Below are 20,944 nucleotides of genomic sequence, written 5' to 3'. Positions count from 1 at the left end.
AATAAACTAACGATCTTTTAAAGGTATAAATGACATAAGTTGACCAATGTTTTTATAGGCTGGACGTATAATTCGACGATCATCAAAATTAAGTTCTTCAATACGATGAGCACACCAACCTACAATTCGCGACATAGCAAATAATGGTGTATACACTTCTTTAGGTAAGCCAATCATGTCATAAACAAAACCAGAATAAAAATCGACGTTAGCACAGACTTGTTTTTTGGTTCTGGCATTTTTACGATTCACCACTGCATGAATAGCTCGTTCTTCTAATAAATTTAAGAAGTTATACTCTTTTTCACGGCCTTTTTCTTGAGCGAGTTTATATGCCATCTCTTTTAGTAACATTGCCCGAGGATCTGATACCGTATAAACAGCATGACCAATACCATAAATTAACCCTTTTTGATCAAAGACCTCTTTATTTAAAATACGTTGTAAATAAGCATCAATTTCATTTACATCAGCCCAATTTTTAATCTCATCAGCAAGATGTTTAAGCATTTTTCCGACTTGTAAATTTGCTCCACCATGTAATGGGCCTTTCAATGATCCAATCCCGGCGGCAATTGATGAGTATGTATCAGTACCAGTTGAACTTGTTACCCGAACGGTAAAGGTCGAGTTATTACCACCACCATGCTCAGCATGAATAATCATCGCTAAATCAAGTACTCTTACATCTAACTCTGTATATCCTCCTGATCCTTTCATCATATAAAGAAAATTTTCCGCAATTGAGAAATCCTCATGAGGATGGCGAATATGTAAGGATTTACCTTTAGCGCTATGGCTTAACATATTATAAGCATACGCAATAATAGCTGGAAATTTTGCAATCAGATCTATGGATTGACGCATTAAATTATCGCGAGAAGTATCATCTGGCTGTGAATCATAAGTATACATTTCTAGAACAGTTCGAGCCAAAATGTTCATTACATCGTGCCCTTCAAGCTCCATAATTGCAATCTTGGTTTGCTTTTCTAATGCCATTGATTCACAAAGTAAACGTGAGAAATCACGTAATTCTTCTTTATCGGGCAAAGAACCAGATAAGAGTAAATAAATAGTCTCTTCGAAACCTGTACGTTGTTCTTTTTGTGCATTATGTACTAATTCTTCAATATCAATACCACGGTACAATAATTTACCTGCGATGGGTTTCAATGAACCATCATCTAAGCGTTCATAACCTAGTACATCGCCAATTTTAGTTAATCCTACCAAAACGCCAGTATGATCGGCATTACGCAATCCACGTTTTACATTAAATTGTTCAAATAGCTGTGATTCAATTTTGCTCGTGTTTTTAATCGTTTCCGATAATTTATAAACCAAAAACTTTTCTTTCATTAATCACCTCCCTTTTGAACTATAATTTATCAATTACTGCTTGAGTAAATTGGGTTGTTGATAGTGATTGTCCATTGTGCATAAAGCGCGCTAAATCTGCAGTTGCTTTGCCTGATTGAAATAAGCTTTCCATAGCATTAGTAATTAGTTGTCCAACTTCATGCCATCCTAAATATTCAAACATCATTACGCCAGATAATAATAGTGATGATGGATTAGCTTGATTTTGACCAGCTATATCCGGGGCAGTTCCGTGGGTTGCCTCAAAGATAGCATGTCCGGTTAAATAGTTAATATTAGCGCCTGGTGCTATACCTATTCCTCCTACCATCGCAGCTAGCTGGTCAGAAACATAATCACCATTAAGGTTTAATGTTGCAACAACAGAATAATCTTCCGGTTTTAATAAGGTATTTTGTAAGAACGCATCACAAATAACATCTTTTATGATTAATCTACCGGCTGATTTAGCGGTTTGTAATGCTTGTTCAGCTGCAGCCTTACCCTCGGCTTTTTGAATTTTGCCATATTGATTAATGGTGAACACCGCGTCAGAAAATTCTCTTTCCGCAAGTTCATAGCCCCATTGCTTAAATCCACCTTCAGTAAATTTCATAATATTACCTTTATGAACTAAAGTAACCGACGGTAATTTATGTTGTAGTGCATAGTTAATGGCAGATCGAATTAAACGTTCCGATCCCTCAATTGAAACAGGTTTAACACCAAAAGCTGATGTATTAGGAAAACGTACTTTGCTCACTTGCATTTGTTCAGATAAAAAATGATAGAACTTTTCAGCTTCAGCAGTACCTTGTTGCCATTCAATCCCGGCATAAATATCCTCGGTATTTTCACGGAAAATCGTCATACTGACCTTTTCAGGATGCTTTAATGGTGATTCAACCCCTTTAAACCAGCGCACAGGGCGTAAACAGACATAAAGATCTAATTCTTGTCGTAACGCAACATTAAGTGAACGGATCCCACCACCAACAGGTGTCATTAATGGCCCTTTGATACCAACAAGATAATGTTTAAAAGCATTCATGGTATCATCTGGAAGCCATGTACCATTTAGGTTATATGATTTTTCGCCAGCAAGTACTTCTTTCCATTGAATACTACGCTTACCTTGATAAGCTTTTTCAATAGCTTTATCAAAAATTGTTTGAGCAGCCTGCCAAATCTCTTTGCCAACACCATCACCTTCAATAAAAGGAATAGTTGGATGATTTGGGACGACTAATTGTCCATTTTCAATTGAAACTTGCTGATTCATATTGTCTCTTCCTCTTATCTGTTACTTAAATTCTTCTTTTAGCTTATTTAATGCACTACCCGCTTTAAACCACTCAATTTGTGCGTGATTGTAAGTATGTGCAACAGCAAAAGATTCTATGCTACCATCATGATGATGAAGGGTTAATGTTAGATTTTTACCTGGAGCAAAATCACTAAGTCCAGTAATGCTGATTTGGTCATCTTCTTGAATTTTGTTGTAATCATCCTTATTAACAAAAGTTAGCGCTAACATACCTTGTTTTTTCAGATTCGTTTCATGGATACGAGCGAAAGATTTAACGACAATTGCTTTAACATTCAAAAAACGAGGCTCCATTGCAGCATGCTCGCGAGATGACCCCTCTCCATAATTCTCTTCGGCTACTACTATAGAACCCATTCCTTGCGCTTTTAATTTACGAGCCAAAGCAGGTACTTCAATATAATCACCAGATTGAGTATCTAAAACACTATTGGTTTTTTGATTGAAGGCATTAACAGCACCAATTAACATATTATTCGAAATATTATCTAGATGACCGCGGAATTTTAACCATTTACCGGCCATTGAAATATGGTCTGTGGTACATTTACCCGTTGCTTTAATCAACAATGGTTGGCAGAGAATATCTTTACCATCCCATGGAGAAAAAGGTGCAAGCTGTTGTAAACGTTCAGAATGCGGATCGATATTTACTTCAACCGAACCACCATCAGCAATTGGCTTTATATATCCGGCATCATCGACAGCAAATCCTCGTTTTGGTAACTCATCACCGATAGGTTCCGGCAGCTTAACTTTTTCACCTTTATCATTAATTAGTTCATCAGTTATTGGATTAAAACTTAATTTACCAGCAATCGATAATGCAACAACAATTTCGGGCGAACACACAAATGCATAAGTGTTTGGACTACCATCATTTCGTTTAGCAAAATTACGATTAAACGAAGTAACTATCGAATTTTTGTGCTCATCGGCAACATCATCACGACGCCATTGGCCTATACAAGGACCACAGGCATTAGCCATAATATCTGCTCCTGCTTGTTCAAAACACTGCAAAATACCATCACGTTTAGAAGTATATTTAACTTGTTCTGAACCAGGATTAATAATTAGTTTTGCATTTACTTTTAAGCCTAATTTATTGGCACTATCGATTACAGAAGCAGCTCGCATCATGTCTTCATATGAAGAGTTAGTACATGAACCAATAAGACCTACCTCCATATTATCAGGATAATCATGTTGTTGAACTGCGTTTGCTAGCTGTGAAATTGGATAAGCTAAGTCAGGTGTAAATGGACCATTTACATAAGGCTCTAACGTCGACAAATCAATTTCGATAACTTGATCATAATAGCTTTCTGGAGCATCTAAAACAGCTGCATCAGGATTAAAACAAGAGATTAATGTATTTGCTAAATCAACTACCTCTTGACGACCGGTCATGGTTAGATAATCAGCTGATTTTTGGCTATAAGGAAATATTGAAGTGGTCGCTCCTACTTCAGCCCCCATATTACAAATCGTAGCTTTACCAGTAGCAGACAACGACTCAGTACCCTCTCCAAAATATTCAATGATTGAATTGGTGCCTCCTTTGACGGTTAGTATTCCAGCCAACTTTAAGATGACATCTTTGGGAGAGGCCCAACCGGATAATTTCCCAATTAATTTTACACCGATGATTTTCGGCATTTTCAATTCCCATGGCATACCAGCCATAACATCAACCGCGTCAGCCCCACCAACACCAATAGCAATCATCGATAAACCACCAGCATTTGGTGTGTGTGAATCAGTACCAATCATCATTCCACCCGGAAAGGCATAATTTTCAAGTACCACTTGATGAATAATTCCGGCATCAGGTTTCCAAAATCCAATACCATATTTGTTCGATACATCACGTAAAAACTGATAAACTTCATGGTTATTACTTTCAGCAATAATCAGGTCATCATGAGCATTTTTATAGGCTTGTATCAGGTGATCACAGTGAACTGTTGATGGAACAGCAACTCGTTTACGTCCAGAATTCATCAGTTGTAATAAAGCCATTTGCGCAGTTGCATCTTGCATTGCAACCCGATCAGGTGAAAAATTTACGTAATCCTCCCCCCTTTTATAAGCTTTCAGTTCTTCATCTTCGGCAAGATGAGCATAGAGAATTTTTTCCGTCAATGTTAATGGTTTTCCAATTTTCTGGCGGATAACATCAATTTTTTGTGGATAACTCTGATAAATACCTTTTATTAAATCAATATCGAAAACCATAATGAAGCTCCCATTGCTGATATTATAATATCCTTTAAAGCTCTATTCACAAGTGCAACAATTGAATATTTATTCTTTTTTTTTGATTAATTATTCGCATAATATAGCATTGTTTTTATTTTATGCAATCCTATCGTAATTGCTACTATCAATATTATTAGCAGTAATTAGTTTAGACTTGTTAACTAGTACAAATTCTATACTAGCGGAATATTAAATATTATGCACATTAAAGAAAATTCAAAATTAGCAAATTGCATAAGTAAAAATAATGTGAAAATTTTGAGGAGAGGGGTTTTTGAAGCCATAAAATAACAAAAACAGGATGTTTTTTGATATTAATAAATGACTTTTTTACAACATCTAAATTTTATTTTAAGTTTTTTAGCATTAATCTCATTATTCAAATTAGTTGTGCTTTAGATCAGAATTATTTAATCAGTCGCTAAAAGATAAGAATAATTAAAAAAGGGAATACTATTCCCTCTTTAATGTATTAAAACTTAATTTAACTCTGATAAATATTTATCAATAATTATAATTTATAACTAGCAGTTAATAAGAAAGCTCTAGGCGTGCCTGGCATACTACTTGATCGCCAATACTCTTTACCCAATAAATTAGTTACTGCTAAGGTTACATCAACAGATCGTGTTTGATAACCAACTGCCACATTCCATGTTCCATAACCGGGACGTTTAACCAGATTTTTATCATCGTTATACATTGAGCCTTTATAATTAAATTCTACTTCGGTAAACCAATTCTCGTAAGGTAAATAGCGAACACCAATATGACCACTATGTTTGGCTGTGTTAGATAAATACTTACCTTTATTATCAGGTGTTTTTTTATCTTTATGAACTTTAGCCTGTTGATAACCAATACCACTATTGAGATACCAATTTTTACTCAATTGTCCTATTGCGCTTAATTCTATACCTTGGCTTTGATCACTACCTCTAACCTGCCAATTATAAGGGGCATTGATGGCATCTGGTTGATAACGAACATTATACAGTTCAAGGTCATAAAGAGCTATTTGAGAAGATAGCTTATCATTAAACCAATCACTCTTAATCCCGATTTCATACTGGCGTGAATATTGAGGTTTATCATCATAAACCGTCTTAGAATCTGTAGCAATGGTAATCAAACCTCGACCACCATAAGGTGCAAAATTTTTACTATAAGAAGCATAAAAACTTTGTGACTCTATTGGCTGCCAAATTAATCCTATCCGTGGACTTAAAGAGTGACCATCATAAGAGCGACTTTGATGATTTAATTTATTATCCGAAGCAAACTCATAATTATCATAACGTAATCCTGCCAGTAATTTCCATTGTTCAGTAAAACTAATGAGATCTTGCCAATATAATCCTTTAGATGTAGCTTTATGATTTGTCTTAGTACTTAATTTATTGTAACGAGGCTTTTTAGAGTTCCAGTGAGGATGAAACGGATCAATCGCTTCTGGATATTCACTAGTTAAAGCTAATCGAGGTTGTCGTTTTTCAATATTATATTCAATTCCGATTAACATATCATGAGCTATACTTGCCGTAGCAAATTTACCCGCTAAATCAAGCGTATTACTATAGGTTTTGTTTGAAGTTTCTTGCCATGCTCGACGGAATTTCAATTTACCTTGGTAGTTACAAGAGGTATTTCTACTAGTTTTTCCATTCAGATCACAATAAGTACCCGCATAAAGATGATCAAAATTTTGATCTGCTTTACGATACAAGTTTGTTAATTTGATAGACCAATCATGATTAAATTGGTAGCCTATTACCGAACGTAACGAATTAAAATTATCTTTGACATAGTCATCTGGATGCGAATAAGCTGTTTTGATCGAAACACCTTTAGGTAAATCATAATAAGCTGGAGCCCGATCTGGTTTACGCCATAATTTATCATTAGTATATTGCACTAACCAATTAAATCCTTCCAAATTATCATACAATAAACTTGGAGAAATCATTGTATCGCGTTGTTTAATTCCTTTACGGAAACTTTTATCCGATTGATGATCAATGGTCATTCGTACCGCAAGCTTATCATGTAAAACATGGTTAATATCTACCATTCCACCATATTTATCCCAAGATCCACCACGTATACTTAATATCTTTGGAGAATCAAAGTTGGCTTGTTTACTGATCATATTTATTATTCCGCCACCAGAACCTCGGCCATATAGTACCGAGGCAGGCCCTTTTAATACTTCAATTCGCTCGATATTAGCGGTACTTTGCCTAACCTGTCCGCTCGCACGAACACCATCTCGATAAATATCACCAGAACTTGCGGAAAAACCTCTAATTTTTATGCCTTCATCCCGCATATCATAAGTTGCATCAACACCAGGCAATTTATTGACAATAATACTTAGGTCACTTTGTCCATAAATTTTCTCTTGTTCAAGATTAACCGAATTGATCGTTTGTGGTATATCCTTAATATCAAAGGATGTTTTAGTTGCTGTTGATGATTTTTTTATGCGCTGATCATTATTATCCTTAATAGTTGCGACAACTTTCATAGTTTCAATTTCATTATCATCATTAACTTTTTCTTGGGCGTTAACTATAAAAGCTGCTGAGCCCAATATACAAGGTAAGACTAATTGATTAACTAATTTCATTATTTTTCCTATTATTTGCAGTGTTATCTAATTAATTTCCAAATAACAACAAATAATGATAATGATTATTATTTACCTTTACAAATTATTTTATATTTTTTAACTAATTAAAAATTGGTTATCAACACATATCTTATTGAAATTAATTCATATTATTAGAATAATTTAATTAATTTTAGTTAGGAAACAACTTACTAGTTTAAGGAAGTTTTAGAAATGATAAAAAATTTAATAAAAGATAATAAAAATAAGTTTTGACGAATTTGTCGAACGCAAACGCTCTCATCGCTTTATCTATTGATTTTAATTGAGTTGCTTTTTTAATGATGGAGAAGAAGTGGTGGGTCGTGAGCGATTCGAACGCTCGACAAACGGATTAAAAGTCCGCTGCTCTACCGACTGAGCTAACAACCCATTTTGATAATATGACTCTTGTGAAATAACTTTTTGTTTCAAGCAATTTCGGGTTGCTATAATACTTAGAATTGTAGAAAGGCGCAACCCTTTTATTGCTATTTTTATTCGATAGCTGGTTATTTATACACTTTATTATAAGGATGCCAGTTTTTTATTTGCTTGCCTAACTGCATTTTTATCTTTAGCGTATTTACTTACCACTTGTTGGAAAACAGTTTTAGCATTTTTTTTATCACCTTTATCAAGGAAGATAACACCTACTTTATAAAGACTATCAGCAGCTTTTGGTGAAGAAGGAAAATCTTTTACTACTGTTGCATAATAGAATGAAGCATCATCTTTTTTGCCTTTTTTATAACAAAGTTGACCTAGCCAATAGTTGACATTTGCACGATAATTTGTCTTTGGATAAGCTTTTAAGAAATTTTGAAAGGCAACAATAGCATTATCGCTTTGTTTGTCATCATTTATGAACTGCATGATGAAATTATAATCAGCTTTATCATTTCCTGATGTCGACCAGCCAGATAAGTCTGAAGATGATTGCTCTAAAGTTACAGTTGAATCGGAACTGTCTTCTTGTGATCCTGTATTGGAATTATTTACAGAGAAACCATTACCGTTAGCGATTTCCTGCAAAATCATTTTTTGACGTTCAATAGCCTGATTAAGCTGGTGCCGTGTCTCTTCTAATTGGCCACGTAGTGTATCTAAATCAGATTGTAGATCACTAATCTTTTGTTGGTTCTGAATGATTAACTGCGCTTGAGCTTGTATTGCTCTATCCACGTCAGAACTACCTGCTGCACAACCATAACTTGCAAACAAAAGAAATAAGGACAATGTGATTATTTTTTTATACATATTATGTAAACTCAACGTGAACTTTGGAAACAGAAAACGGCTGATAAATCAGCCGTCATTAGATAGGATTAGAATCCAGCGTAAGTAACTACTGCACGACGGTTTTTAGCATAAGCTGCTTCGTTGTGACCTAATACTGCTGGTTTTTCTTTACCATAAGAAACGATTGATAGTTGTTCACCAGAAACACCATTACCTTGTAAGTAAGATTTAACTGCTGATGCACGACGTTCACCTAAAGCGATATTATATTCTGGAGTACCACGCTCATCGGCATGACCTTCGATAATAACATTTAAGTTAGTTGTACGAATAAATACAGCATGTGCATTTAATAATGTTTCATATTCTGCTTTAACATTGTATTTATCATAATCAAAATAAACAGTGTTAACTTGTTTTAGTTTTTGAAGTTGCTCTAAAGCTTCTTTTGATAAAACACCATTACCACCTACTTTGCTAATGCTGTTTGAAGCACATGCAGTTACAGCCATTAATGGTAAAGCAACCGCAGCTACTTTAAGAAATTTAGAAATTTGCATTGTATTAACTCCTTTTTTTTAAATAAATTTTACATCTAACCAACTTCAAAGTAACTCCCGTTACTAACTAGAAAGATTAGAAGCATATATTATAACGACCTTAACATTTACACAATTTTAATAATGTTATTATTGCTTAAAATTTAGTCAATCTTATAAATAAGGTGACCAAGAAGGAAATTTTACTTGCCCATCTGTCGCAGGTAAACTTGCCTTAAAATTACCATCAGTTGAAACAAGATTTAAAATAGTACCCAAACCTTGTGAAGAACTATAGATAATCATAGTACCATTTGGAGCAATACTCGGGGTTTCATCTAAGAAAGTATCAGTTAATCGTTGATATGTATTACTTTCTATATCATATCGAGTAATATGTTGCTCACCATTATTAGTAGATATTACAGCAATGAACTTACCATCTGGAGATACGCGTGCATTTTGATTTTGAGTATTGTCCCAAGTGACCCGTTGTGATTCCCCACTACTAATATTAATTGAATAAAGTTGCGGACGGCCAGCCTGATCAGAGGTATAAACTATGGTTTGATTATCTGGCATCCAAGAAGGTTCTGTATCATTACTACGTCCTGATGTTATTTGGGTAATCTTTTTAGAACTCAAATTCATCATGTACAAATTTAAACTTCCCCCTTTTGACAAAGCAAAAGCTAATTTTTTTCCATCAGGCGAAAATGCCGGTGCGCCATTGTGTTGAGGGAATGAAGCAATTGTTTCAACCGCACCACTGTCTAACGTTTTTAAAACTAAAGCAGAACGACCACTTTCAAAAGTTACATAAGCTAATTTTTTACCATCAGGAGACCAAGTGGGCGACATTAAAGGTTCTTTAGAGCGATGCACTGTGATTTGATCATAGCCATCATAATCTGATACACGCAATTCATGGGTATAAGGTCCTTTTTTGTTTTTTACCACATAAGCGATACGAGTTCTAAATGCACCCTTAATACCGGTTAATGCCTCAAAAATTTCATCACTTACTGTGTGAGAAGCATAACGTAACCAACGTTGTTCTATAGAAAATTGATTCTCAGCTAATACGGTACCTGGTCTTTCAACAGTATCAACTAATTGATAAGTTATAAGATATTTTCCTGAAACATCTGGTTGAATTGATCCTACTACAATAGCAGAAATACCCATATTACTCCAAACACCTGAATTAACTTCGGAAGCAGTAGTTGGCTTTTGTGGCATTGCAGCTATGTCAATAGGATTAAATTTACCACTATTACGCAAATCGGATGCGACAATGTTATCTACAAGTTGGGGAGGTTGTCCGCTGCCAGTCCATTTAAATGGTACAACAGCAATAGGTTTAGCTGAACTAACTCCATCAGTAATTACAATTCTAACTTCAGCTGTAGCCATCATTGTAGATAATAAAACAAAACAAGCTATCAAAAAGCGAGAAGCAAATTTGATCATCTTAAATTCCTTAATCAAAGCGAAATACCCTAGGTTAAAATATTTTTAACCCCATATAAAGAAAAGTAAAAGTATTTTAAAATTGAAATATTACAATTAATTAATAATAGATACTATGCTTTACAAAATATAGTTAATTTTACAGCGAGAAAGATAGCCGATATTAAATAACAAGTCTATAGCCTTTTGAGTAAAAAAGATTTTTTTAATTTATACTATTATATCTTTTTAAAATCCACAAATACATTGTTTATTATCTATACTATTCCGAATTAGAGTAAGTTAAAAGTGATTGATGAGTCTTTTTATATAATTTGAAGCTAAAAAAATGGAATTAATATTTCTATCAATAATTGAAACAATTGTCAGAAAAGAAAAATATCAGTAATTTTTATCTATTATTTTTGGCAAGTTTCACAATAAAAAGTGTTACGCTGTCCTATTCTATTAGACTTAATATTAGATTGACAAATTAAGCATTTCTCACCTTCTCGGCCATATACTTGGAGGTTCTGAACAAAGTAACCTGGCTTACCATCAGATTGAACAAAATCTTTAAGTGTCGTTCCTCCTTGTTCTATAGATTTTGTAAGTACCAGCTTAATTGCTGTTACTAATCGTTTACATTCGGCTAATGTTAAGCTACTAACTTTTCGATTCGGATTAATTCTAGCTAAAAACAATGATTCTGATGCATAAATATTACCAACACCAACGACAATATGATTATCCATAATCCAGCTTTTGATTGGTATTTTTCGATTTTTAACTTTTTCAAATAAATAATGAGCTGAAAAGTCATCACTCAACGGTTCTGGTCCCAAGTGCTTCAATTGAGTTAATTCGTCAATCGAATGAGTCCATAACCATGAACCAAAACGCCTTGGATCGGTATATCTTAATCTCACGCCATTTGCTAATACTAAATCTACATGATCATGTTTAGCTGGTGGTTGATTTGTCTCTAATATCCGCAAACTACCAGACATTCCCAAATGAATGACAACCCAATCATGAGTCAGCTGTAATAGCAGATATTTGGCACGCCTTTTAACATCTACTATCACTTGCCCTTGAATATTATTAATTGTTTCATCTATGGGCCAACGAAGCTTTGGATTTCGGACAACAATCTGCTTAATAGCTTGGCCTTTCAAATAAGGTAAAATACCTCGTCGACTTGTCTCAACTTCTGGTAATTCGGGCATATAATAACCTCATTTAATTATTTAACAAGTCTGTCACCCAACTTGGTGCCTGTTGGCTAGCCGAACATAAACTTTGAGGATTATTTGTCCATGCAGGTAAACTACGTACACCACTTCCATCACACTGCCATTGTCCATTAATATCAATAGGTACCATAAATATATTTTGTGGCACAGGAAGTTGTAACCTTTTTGGCGGATTATTTTGTAAGTATTCGCTATATATTTTTAAGGCACCCGTTGCCCCCGTTAATTTCATCGGAGAATGATCATCAAGACCTATCCAAACTACGGCAACATTTTTACCATCAATTCCTGTAAACCAGCTATCACGAGAATCATTACTGGTCCCGGTTTTCGCAGCTAACTTAAATGATCCATATTTAGCTTTTAAAGAACGCGATGTTCCCGATTCAACTACTTGTTGCATCGCATAAGTCGTCAAATAAGCCGACTGTTGAGAAACAGCTTGAATTTGTTGTGGGTAACTTTGATAAACGAGTTCGCCCTTATCGGACAATACATATCTTAAAATTGTTAATGGTGCCCGTTGACCATTATTCGAAATAGTTTGGAACATCTGTGCGGTTTCTAAAGGTGTTAGCTCTAGCGCACCCAATAATCGTGATGGTAAATTCGGAATACGATCTTCAGGAACACCTAATGCTTGTAAAGTATTCTTGGTTGCATCTAAACCTAACGCCATACCTAAATTAACGGTAGGGACGTTAAGTGAAAGGGCAAATGCATCAATTAACATCACGTTATCGCGATACTTACGATCAAAATTCTTTGGTTGCCAATAACCACCATTATCCAACTTTATCGATAATGGGCTATCATCAAGCCAAGTATTAAGCTGATAATGTGCCGGTTGGCCTAATGCTGTTAAGTAAGTTGATGGTTTTGCAAGTGAACCAATTGCTCGTCTTGTTAACCAAGCACGATTATAACCAGGATAACGAGGTTCAGCACTACCAATAATTGCACGAATTTCACCAGTTTCACGACTGACAATAACCATTGCAGTTTGTAGATCTTTATTCGTAGATTTACGTAAATTTTCAATTTCCTTGGTTACAGATTGTTCAGCTGCAGCTTGAGCTACAGGATCAAAGGTGGTGAATATTTTCATACCGGAAAGGTGATCTGCTTTATCACCTAACTGTTTTCTCAGCTCACTACGTACAACTTGCATAAATGCTGGTTGTGGAGATATCACTCCTCCTTTTGGTAAAACAGAAAGTGGACGCTGACTGAGTAGGTTGAATAACTCCTCATCTATAATCCCTTGCTGTTCAGCAAGCTTTAAGACAACATTACGGCGCTCAATCACTTGTTGTGGTTGTGTCCAAGGATTATAATATGAAGCGCCTTTTACCATACCCACTAATACAGCTTGTTGATCCAATGATAATTCATTAACTGGACGGCCAAAGTAATAAAGACTTGCTAATGGGAAGCCATGGATCTCTTCACTACCAGCTTGCCCTAGATAAACCTCATTTAAATACAGTTCTAAAATACGTTCTTTACTATAACGAGCATCTAAAATTATAGCCATATATGCTTCACGTATTTTACGGCTTAAGCTTCTTTCATTAGTCAAAAATAGGTTTTTAACTGTTTGTTGTGTTAATGTACTGCCACCTTCAGTTCGACCAGTAGTCAAATTGACAAAGATAGCTCGACCAATAGAATATAAACTTACACCATGATGGTCATAAAAACGTTTATCTTCAGTTGCAATTAAAGTTTTAACTAACGAATCAGAAAACTCTTTTAACGGGACAAAAAGGCGTTGTTCACCATTAGGTGAATGCATCATGGTTATTAATTTAGGGTCGATCTTAAGCAAACCAAAGTCACGACCAGTATCTAAATTAGATATACGATCAATTCTATTATCATAAAAAGTAATTCTGACACGAAAAGCTTGCTCTTCGCCATCAGGGAAAGTAAATGGTCGTCGATAAATCTCAACAGAATCATTTTGGACAATAAATTCGCCAGGACGAGTTGCTTTACTATCTTGCTGACGATATTGTGCACCTTTTAACAACGTAACAACATCACTCAGGCTATAATCACTATCAGGTTCAAGATCAACAATTTGCCCATACACAGCAGCTGGTAATTCCCAGACATTACCATCGATCCGTTCTTTAATTTGTTGATCTAAATAAATTCCATAAACAACAGTTACTGCAACAAATATAAGAAATAACTTAAATAGCAACCACCAGATACGGCGCCACCATGATTTGTTATTTTTCTTCGAAGTTTTTTTATTAGATGTCTTTTTCGTTGTTTTTTTCAAACTGCACCTGATATTTATTTTAAATAAAATTGTCTTATGATAGCACAACTTTTTACTGATGCATTGGCCTTCTTTCGCATAAGAATTTTTAGTTTAAATAATAAATTTGAAGACAATAATTAGTTAAAAACTAAGCTGAGATTTAATATTTTCAACTTTTTCTACAAATGCTTTCTTAGATTTACCTGTCAAACCATCATTAATTGGCAAACTAGCAGTTAATGGATTAACCGGTTTGTTATTAATATGTAATTCAAAATGCAAATGAGGTCCTGTTGAACGTCCAGTATTACCAGACAAACCAATTTTATCGCCTTGCTTAACTTGTTGTCCTGGTTTTACTAAAATTTTATCAAGATGCATATAAGCTGTCATATATTGCCTACCGTGTCGAATGGCAACATAGTTACCGGCAGAACCACTATATTTCGCAATAACAACCTCACCATTACCAACCGATAAAACGGGCGTTCCTCGAGAAACAGCAAAATCAACACCATTATGCGCTGTAACAATACCTGTAACTGGATTTACACGGCGTGGATTAAATCCTGATGAGACACGAGCTTGCTTTTCCAAAGGATAACGGAAAAAACTTTGAGACAAACTACTAGCATTAATATCGTAGTAATTACCATCATCAGCCAAAATAGCATAATAATCCTTAGTTCCATTTTGAATTCGAATACCAAGAATTTTACTATTAGATAATATTTTACCATGCATTTCACGTGACAAATATACAGCAAATTTATCACCAGCTTTTAAGCGGCGAAAATCCAATCGCCACTGCAAAGCTCGAGTAATAATACCGATTTCATTGCTCGTTAAGCCTACTTTACGTGCATCTGCAACAAAACTAGTTTTAAGATCACCTTTAATGACAACATTTTCAGAAATACTTTCTATAGTTTCAGAACTTTCTATAAATTTATTGCCTGACTTTTCAAAAATTCGAATATTATTGCTTGATATTGTCCAATTGAAAGTTAACAAATTATGGTTATCGTCAGTTGTCCAACTTAATTGTTGACCAATTCTTAAATTGGCGAGCTGTTTAAAATTATTTGTTAACTGTATAACATCATTTCGATTAACATTATAGCGATATAAAATATCATGTAATGTATCTCCACGCACAATAGTATATTGAATAGTATTATCTTTTTCTTCGGAAATATCATCTAATTCATCTTTAGCTATATCATCTTCTGGAACATCGGATGATTCAGTAACATTTTCCGATTTTGATTTATCACCAACAATATCTAACCGACCATCACCAATAGCAACTGATGATGTTGATGTATCTTTTACGGTGGTTTGCACTTGTGAATTTAACGGAACATACACTGTACGATCTAAATTTAAAGGACGCCACAATATAGTTACTAAAATCACAACAACGAGGACACCTAATATTGAAAAATAAGGAATCTTCAAATTATTTTTTTCAATATCAGGGGATTTAATCTGCTGTACCAAAATTAACCTTAACTATCTATTATCTAAATTATTTTTTATCTAAACAATCCAACAGTTCTTGTGTCAATGCAAATAAAAAGTGTGAATATGAATCTTTTGTTATCGGGATACCTGTCCCTAATGGATTTAACTCACCAATTCGGACATCCGTACCTTTCACTACTTTTTTAATTATTGCTGGGCTAAACTGTGGCTCTCTAAAAACACAGACAGCTTGATGTTCAGCTAATTCTTTTTGAATTGCATAAACTGTTTGAGCACCAGGCTGTACTGCTGGATTTATGGTAAAACTTCCTAGATTCTTTAATCCGAAATGCGATTCAAAATAACCATAAGCATCATGAAACACAAAATAGCCTCTATTTTGGACGTTAATTAGTTTTTTTGCAATGTTTTGTTCGGTTTTTGATAAATTTGTAATGAATTTGTCTAAATTTACATCAAGTATCGCTGCTTTATTGGGGTATAAATTAAGCAGTTTATTATGAATTGACTTAGCAATGATTTTAGCAATATTGGGAGAAAGCCAAATATGTTCATCATATTCACCATGATGATGATCACTACTAGTATGCATATCATTATGATGTTCATCTTCTTGATGATTTGTACGAAGTAAAGTTTTAATTTCAGCAATATCCATTAATTCAATTTGTTTCTGGTGATCAATATTTTTTAAGACAGTTGGCATAAAAGTTTCCATATCCTCACCAACCCAAATTATGAAATCTGCATTTTTGATTTTAATTAAATCAGAAGGTTTCAATGAATAATTGTGTGGTGAAGCACCATCCGGTAATAATATATCAGTATCTATTACACCTGATGCGATTGCTTCGGTAATAAACCCAATAGGTCTTACTGAAGAAATTACCGTTGCATTAGCATTAGCTATTAGTCCCAAAATAGATAAAAAAGCTAATAAAAAAAAACGGATAAACTTTATAGTGCTGTTAGTTAAATTTTTCACATTATCATCCAATATTTATAAAATATGATGGAATAAACCAAAATGGTTGTTATAATATAACATAACATATTGACCAGCAAGGACTAATAATATCATGGCACAATTAATGTCTCTTGATAATATTTCCGTTGAAATAAATAAGCAAAAAATATTATATGATATTTCATTAACAGTTAATTTAAATCAAATTATTACAGTATTAGGGCCAAACGGTGCTGGTAAATCAACGCTTGTAAAAGTTATCTTAGGTTTAATTGAACCAACAACAGGTACTATTAAACGTACCTCTGATTTAACTATTGGCTATGTCCCTCAATCCATAAATTTAAATCCAACTTTACCGATTACTGTAAAACGTTTTATGCGGTTAAATAAACAGTTAAGTCAAATAGATATTCATAAAACATTATCATTAGTTAAGGCTGAATATTTGATAGATCGATCCATGCATCAACTATCAGGTGGTGAACTGCAGCGAGTTCTTTTAGCACAAGCATTAGCCAAACGCCCAAAGTTACTCATTCTTGATGAACCTACACAAGGTGTTGATGTTAATGGACAGGTACTGTTATATGATTTAATTATTGATGCAAAAAAACAATTTAACTGTGGTGTATTAATGGTTTCACATGATTTACATTTAGTCATGGCAAAAACTGATGAGGTAATTTGTTTAAACCACCATATTTGTTGTTCAGGAACACCAGCAAGTGTTTCAAATGATCCTGAGTTTATTTCGCTTTTTGGACAACATGGCGCTTCACAAATGGCTTTATATAAACATCATCACAATCATGACCATGATTTTTGCCAACATCAACATAATCAAAAAATTATATTACCTGACCAACGAGGAAAAAAACAATGATAGAGTTACTGTTACCCTCTTTACTGGCAGGATTAAGTTTAACCTGTTTGACAGGACCTTTAGGTACATTTGTTGTTTGGCGAAGAATGTCCTATTTTGGCGATACATTATCTCACGCAGCATTGTTAGGGGTAGCTTTTGGTTTTCTTTTAAATATCAATCTATTTTATGCCATTATTTTAGTAACATTGATATTAGCTATTGGATTATTATGGTTAGATTCTCAAAAGCAACTTCCTGTTGATACTTTACTGGGTATTTTAGCTCATAGCGCTCTTTCATTAGGTTTAGTTGTAATAAGTTTAATGAATAATATACGCATTGATTTAATGGGCTATCTATTTGGTGATCTTTTATCTATAACGATGTTTGATGTTTACCAAATAATCATCTGTGTAGTAATAATTGGACTATTGCTTGTGTGGCGATGGAATCATTTTTTATTTATTACGGTTAGTGAAGAATTAGCATTTAGTCATGGAATTAATGTACCAATAACAAAATTTATTCTAACCATACTATTAGCATTAACGATAGGTATTGCTATGAAATTTGTTGGCGCTTTAATAATTACAGCACTGTTAATCATCCCAGCAGCTACTGCAAAATACTATGCTAAAAATCCTGAATCAATGGCAATTATAGCAATATTAATTGGCATGTGCTCAATCATTGGTGGCATACTATTTTCATTAGTTTATGATACGCCTACTGGTCCTTCTGTTGTATTAAGCAATACTTGCTTATTTTTTATATCACTATTTATTTCTAAATTATTTTTAAGTAAGAAAAATTAAAATGTTTGCAAAAATATAAAATTTATTGCGAGAAGCTACGTATTTTTCTATCTATTATTTATAACAATTTTTAATTGCTAATAAGCTATCAAGAATTTCAATGTTATTGATGATAAGATTATGTCTCTCGCTATTATTTTTACTAGAGCCTCTATTGGTATACAAGCACCTCAAATTAACGTCGAGGTACATATTAGTAATGGTTTACCGGGCTTCGTACTTGTTGGTTTACCAGAAGCAACAGTAAAAGAATCTAAAGACCGTGTTAGAAGTGCTATTATCAATAGTGGTTTTACATTTCCAGCAAAGAAAATAACCGTTAACTTATCCCCTGCAGATCTTCCTAAAGAAGGAAGTCGTTTCGATTTACCTATAGCTATTGCTATTCTTGCAGCAACAGAACAGATACCAATGGATCACCTTGCTAAATATGAGTTTTTAGGTGAATTAGCCCTTTCGGGTGAAATTAAGGCGGTGAAAGGAGCGATCCCAGCAGCCATATCATCGAAAAAAAATAATCGTACTTTAATTATTTCAGCTGAGAATCAATCTGAAATATCGTTAATACATCAAAATCACACTTTAATTACGCATAATTTATTGCAATTATGTCAATATTTATATAATGAAATTAACTTACCATCAGTCGAATATAGACAATATCAAGAAGAAAATGATCAACACGTTAGCCTACAAGATATAATTGGTCAGGAACATGCTAAAAGAGCGTTAGAAATTGCAGCAGCCGGTGGACATAATTTATTATTGATAGGACCACCAGGAACAGGTAAAACAATGTTAGCAACACGGTTAACGTCATTATTACCACCCTTATCAGATGATGAAGCACTTGAAAGTGCTGCAATTGCAAGTCTTGTTAACTCAAATGGTTCAATACAAAATTGGCGAACAAGACCATTTAGATCTCCACATCACAGTGCATCAACAGCTGCACTAGTAGGAGGTGGATCAATTCCCAGACCAGGCGAAATTTCATTAGCACATAATGGAGTTTTATTTTTAGATGAGTTACCAGAGTTTAACCGTAAAGTTTTAGATGCACTAAGGGAGCCCATAGAGTCTGGTGAAATTGTTATTTCAAGAGCTAATGCAAAAATAAAATTTCCCGCAAAATTTCAACTCATAGCGGCAATGAATCCTAGTCCTACAGGTCATTATCAAGGCACTCATAACAGAACAACACCTCAACAAATAATACGTTACTTAAATAGACTATCTGGGCCATTTTTAGATCGGTTTGATATTTCTATTGAAGTACCACTACTGCCAAAAGGTACATTAAGCCAAAAGATTACAACAACAGAATCAACAAAAAAAGTAAAAAAAAGAGTGATTGAGACAAGAAAGATTCAAATGATAAGAAATAACAAATTAAATAGTCAATTATCACCAAAAGAAATTCAAATACATTGCTTACTAAGTGATGAAGATAATAATTATTTAGAGCAGGCTTTAATTAAGTTAGGTCTCTCAGCTAGAGCATGGCATCGGATATTAAAAGTATCGCGCACTATTGCTGACTTAGACGGTTCAAAAAACATAGAACGAAAACATATTTCTGAAGCGCTGAGTTATCGTTCTATGGATCGTTTATTAATTCAATTGCACAAAAATATTGGCTAAAGCATTAATCATCACTATCAACAAAATCATCACTTACATCAACTTGAGGTTTCCCTCCTGATAATGTGTGAAAACGTTTTGGTTTATTAATTTTAGAAAGGTATTTTATCCACACTTTTTCATAATCAGTAGATGGTTCTTTTTTCCCTTTACAAACCGCAACAAAAGATTTTTCTTCTGGAGTAGCTGGCTTTTTAACTTCTGTATCAAGATCTCTAAAAGCACAACCATATTTTTCTAAGATCTGAGCTTCCTTGATAGTAAAATCACCATGACGAGAAAGACCTCTTGGATAATTCTTGTTATCAAAAAAACGTTGTTGACTTACAAAACTCTCAGCCATTTTATATCCTCTAGATTATAAATTTTGTTGGGCGGGAATTATAATTGACAAAGTAAATATGTAAACAAAATTTTTTTATTTATGTAAAGAAATTTGAATAAGTGATTAAATTTAGAGCAAAATAACTTCTTTTATGGCAGGGGCGGAGAGTCTCGAACTCCCAACACCCGGTTTTGGAGACCGGTGCTCTACCAATTGAACTACGCCCCTAGAAAAAGGTGGCGGAACGGACGGGGCTCGAACCCGCGACCCCCTGCGTGACAGGCAGGTATTCTAACCAACTGAACTACCGCTCCACCGTATTTGGTATGTATAATATATAAAATTTAAAAGTCTGGCGGCACCCTACTCTCACATGGGTAATACCCACACTACCATCGGCACTACGGCGTTTCACTTCTGAGTTCGGCATGGGGTCAGGTGGGACCACCGCGCTATTACCGCCAGACAT

General features: G+C 34.3%; 15 protein-coding genes, 3 tRNA genes and 1 rRNA gene. 3 read left to right on the top strand and 16 right to left on the bottom strand.

The features are described from left to right. Window positions 1-6: 6 nt before the first annotated feature. The 12 genes from B6D18_RS02975 to znuA form a co-directional block, all read right to left on the bottom strand. Window positions 7-1,362, bottom strand: coding sequence for a citrate synthase (locus B6D18_RS02975; protein WP_086363070.1), 1,356 nt, complete (start codon window positions 1,360-1,362; stop codon window positions 7-9). Between the two features lie 19 nt (window positions 1,363-1,381). After that, window positions 1,382-2,644, bottom strand: coding sequence for an NADP-dependent isocitrate dehydrogenase (gene icd / locus B6D18_RS02970; RefSeq protein WP_086363069.1), 1,263 nt, complete (start codon window positions 2,642-2,644; stop codon window positions 1,382-1,384). 21 nt (window positions 2,645-2,665) lie between these two features. Next, window positions 2,666-4,930 carry an aconitate hydratase gene (locus tag B6D18_RS02965; protein ID WP_086363068.1) on the bottom strand — a complete coding sequence of 755 codons (2,265 nt, stop codon included), beginning with the start codon at window positions 4,928-4,930 and terminating at the stop codon, window positions 2,666-2,668. Between the two features lie 535 nt (window positions 4,931-5,465). Continuing rightward, window positions 5,466-7,583, bottom strand: coding sequence for a TonB-dependent siderophore receptor (locus B6D18_RS02960; protein WP_086363067.1), 2,118 nt, complete (start codon window positions 7,581-7,583; stop codon window positions 5,466-5,468). A 338-nt stretch (window positions 7,584-7,921) separates the two neighbouring features. Further along, window positions 7,922-7,997 (bottom strand) — tRNA-Lys (locus B6D18_RS02955). Window positions 7,998-8,132: 135 nt separating this feature from the next. After that, window positions 8,133-8,864, bottom strand: coding sequence for a tol-pal system protein YbgF (gene ybgF / locus B6D18_RS02950; protein ID WP_086363066.1), 732 nt, complete (start codon window positions 8,862-8,864; stop codon window positions 8,133-8,135). Between the two features lie 68 nt (window positions 8,865-8,932). Then, window positions 8,933-9,406 carry a peptidoglycan-associated lipoprotein Pal gene (gene pal / locus B6D18_RS02945; protein ID WP_086363065.1) on the bottom strand — a complete coding sequence of 158 codons (474 nt, stop codon included), beginning with the start codon at window positions 9,404-9,406 and terminating at the stop codon, window positions 8,933-8,935. Between the two features lie 153 nt (window positions 9,407-9,559). Further along, window positions 9,560-10,855, bottom strand: coding sequence for a Tol-Pal system beta propeller repeat protein TolB (tolB, locus tag B6D18_RS02940; protein ID WP_173795300.1), 1,296 nt, complete (start codon window positions 10,853-10,855; stop codon window positions 9,560-9,562). A 401-nt stretch (window positions 10,856-11,256) separates the two neighbouring features. Beyond that, entirely contained in the window at window positions 11,257-12,066 is an 810-nt protein-coding gene (gene mutM / locus B6D18_RS02935) for a bifunctional DNA-formamidopyrimidine glycosylase/DNA-(apurinic or apyrimidinic site) lyase (RefSeq protein ID WP_086363063.1), read from the bottom strand. A gap of 13 nt (window positions 12,067-12,079) precedes the next feature. Then, window positions 12,080-14,386 (bottom strand): bifunctional glycosyl transferase/transpeptidase, encoded by a 2,307-nt coding sequence (gene mrcB / locus B6D18_RS02930; RefSeq protein ID WP_216818819.1) that lies wholly within the window; start codon window positions 14,384-14,386, stop codon window positions 12,080-12,082. A 123-nt stretch (window positions 14,387-14,509) separates the two neighbouring features. Continuing rightward, a complete protein-coding gene (gene mepM, locus B6D18_RS02925) occupies window positions 14,510-15,871 on the bottom strand; it encodes a murein DD-endopeptidase MepM (RefSeq protein ID WP_216818818.1) in 1,362 nt (453 codons plus the stop codon). 28 nt (window positions 15,872-15,899) lie between these two features. After that, a complete protein-coding gene (gene znuA, locus B6D18_RS02920; protein ID WP_086363135.1) occupies window positions 15,900-16,817 on the bottom strand; it encodes a zinc ABC transporter substrate-binding protein ZnuA in 918 nt (305 codons plus the stop codon). 118 nt (window positions 16,818-16,935) lie between these two features. Here znuA and znuC point away from each other — a divergent pair, with 118 nt between their 5' ends. The 3 genes from znuC to B6D18_RS02905 all read left to right on the top strand — a co-directional run bounded on the left by znuC (window position 16,936) and on the right by B6D18_RS02905 (window position 20,150). Beyond that, window positions 16,936-17,709 carry a zinc ABC transporter ATP-binding protein ZnuC gene (gene znuC / locus B6D18_RS02915; RefSeq protein WP_086363061.1) on the top strand — a complete coding sequence of 258 codons (774 nt, stop codon included), beginning with the start codon at window positions 16,936-16,938 and terminating at the stop codon, window positions 17,707-17,709. Beyond that, window positions 17,706-18,506, top strand: coding sequence for a zinc ABC transporter permease subunit ZnuB (znuB, locus tag B6D18_RS02910; protein ID WP_086363060.1), 801 nt, complete (start codon window positions 17,706-17,708; stop codon window positions 18,504-18,506). The genes znuC and znuB overlap by 4 nt, the downstream gene beginning before the upstream one ends. A gap of 120 nt (window positions 18,507-18,626) precedes the next feature. Next, window positions 18,627-20,150: a YifB family Mg chelatase-like AAA ATPase gene (locus tag B6D18_RS02905; protein ID WP_086363059.1), complete on the top strand. Its 1,524-nt coding sequence runs from the start codon at window positions 18,627-18,629 to the stop codon at window positions 20,148-20,150. 4 nt (window positions 20,151-20,154) lie between these two features. Here the strand turns inward: B6D18_RS02905 and B6D18_RS02900 are convergent, their stop codons facing one another. From B6D18_RS02900 to rrf, 4 genes are all read right to left on the bottom strand, one after another. Continuing rightward, on the bottom strand, window positions 20,155-20,493 hold the full coding sequence (locus B6D18_RS02900) for a DUF413 domain-containing protein (protein WP_086363058.1): 339 nt from the start codon (window positions 20,491-20,493) through the stop codon (window positions 20,155-20,157). Between the two features lie 134 nt (window positions 20,494-20,627). After that, a tRNA-Trp gene (locus B6D18_RS02895) sits at window positions 20,628-20,703 on the bottom strand. A 9-nt stretch (window positions 20,704-20,712) separates the two neighbouring features. Further along, window positions 20,713-20,789: transfer RNA gene (locus B6D18_RS02890), tRNA-Asp, on the bottom strand. A 36-nt stretch (window positions 20,790-20,825) separates the two neighbouring features. Then, a 5S ribosomal RNA gene (gene rrf, locus B6D18_RS02885) occupies window positions 20,826-20,941 on the bottom strand. Window positions 20,942-20,944: the final 3 nt, after the last annotated feature.

The organism is Gilliamella sp. A7 (assembly GCF_002142015.1).
Classification (GTDB): domain Bacteria; phylum Pseudomonadota; class Gammaproteobacteria; order Enterobacterales; family Orbaceae; genus Gilliamella; species Gilliamella apis_A.
Note: the sequence above shows the minus strand (reverse complement) of the source record. Positions and strands in the feature narration are given on the sequence as shown.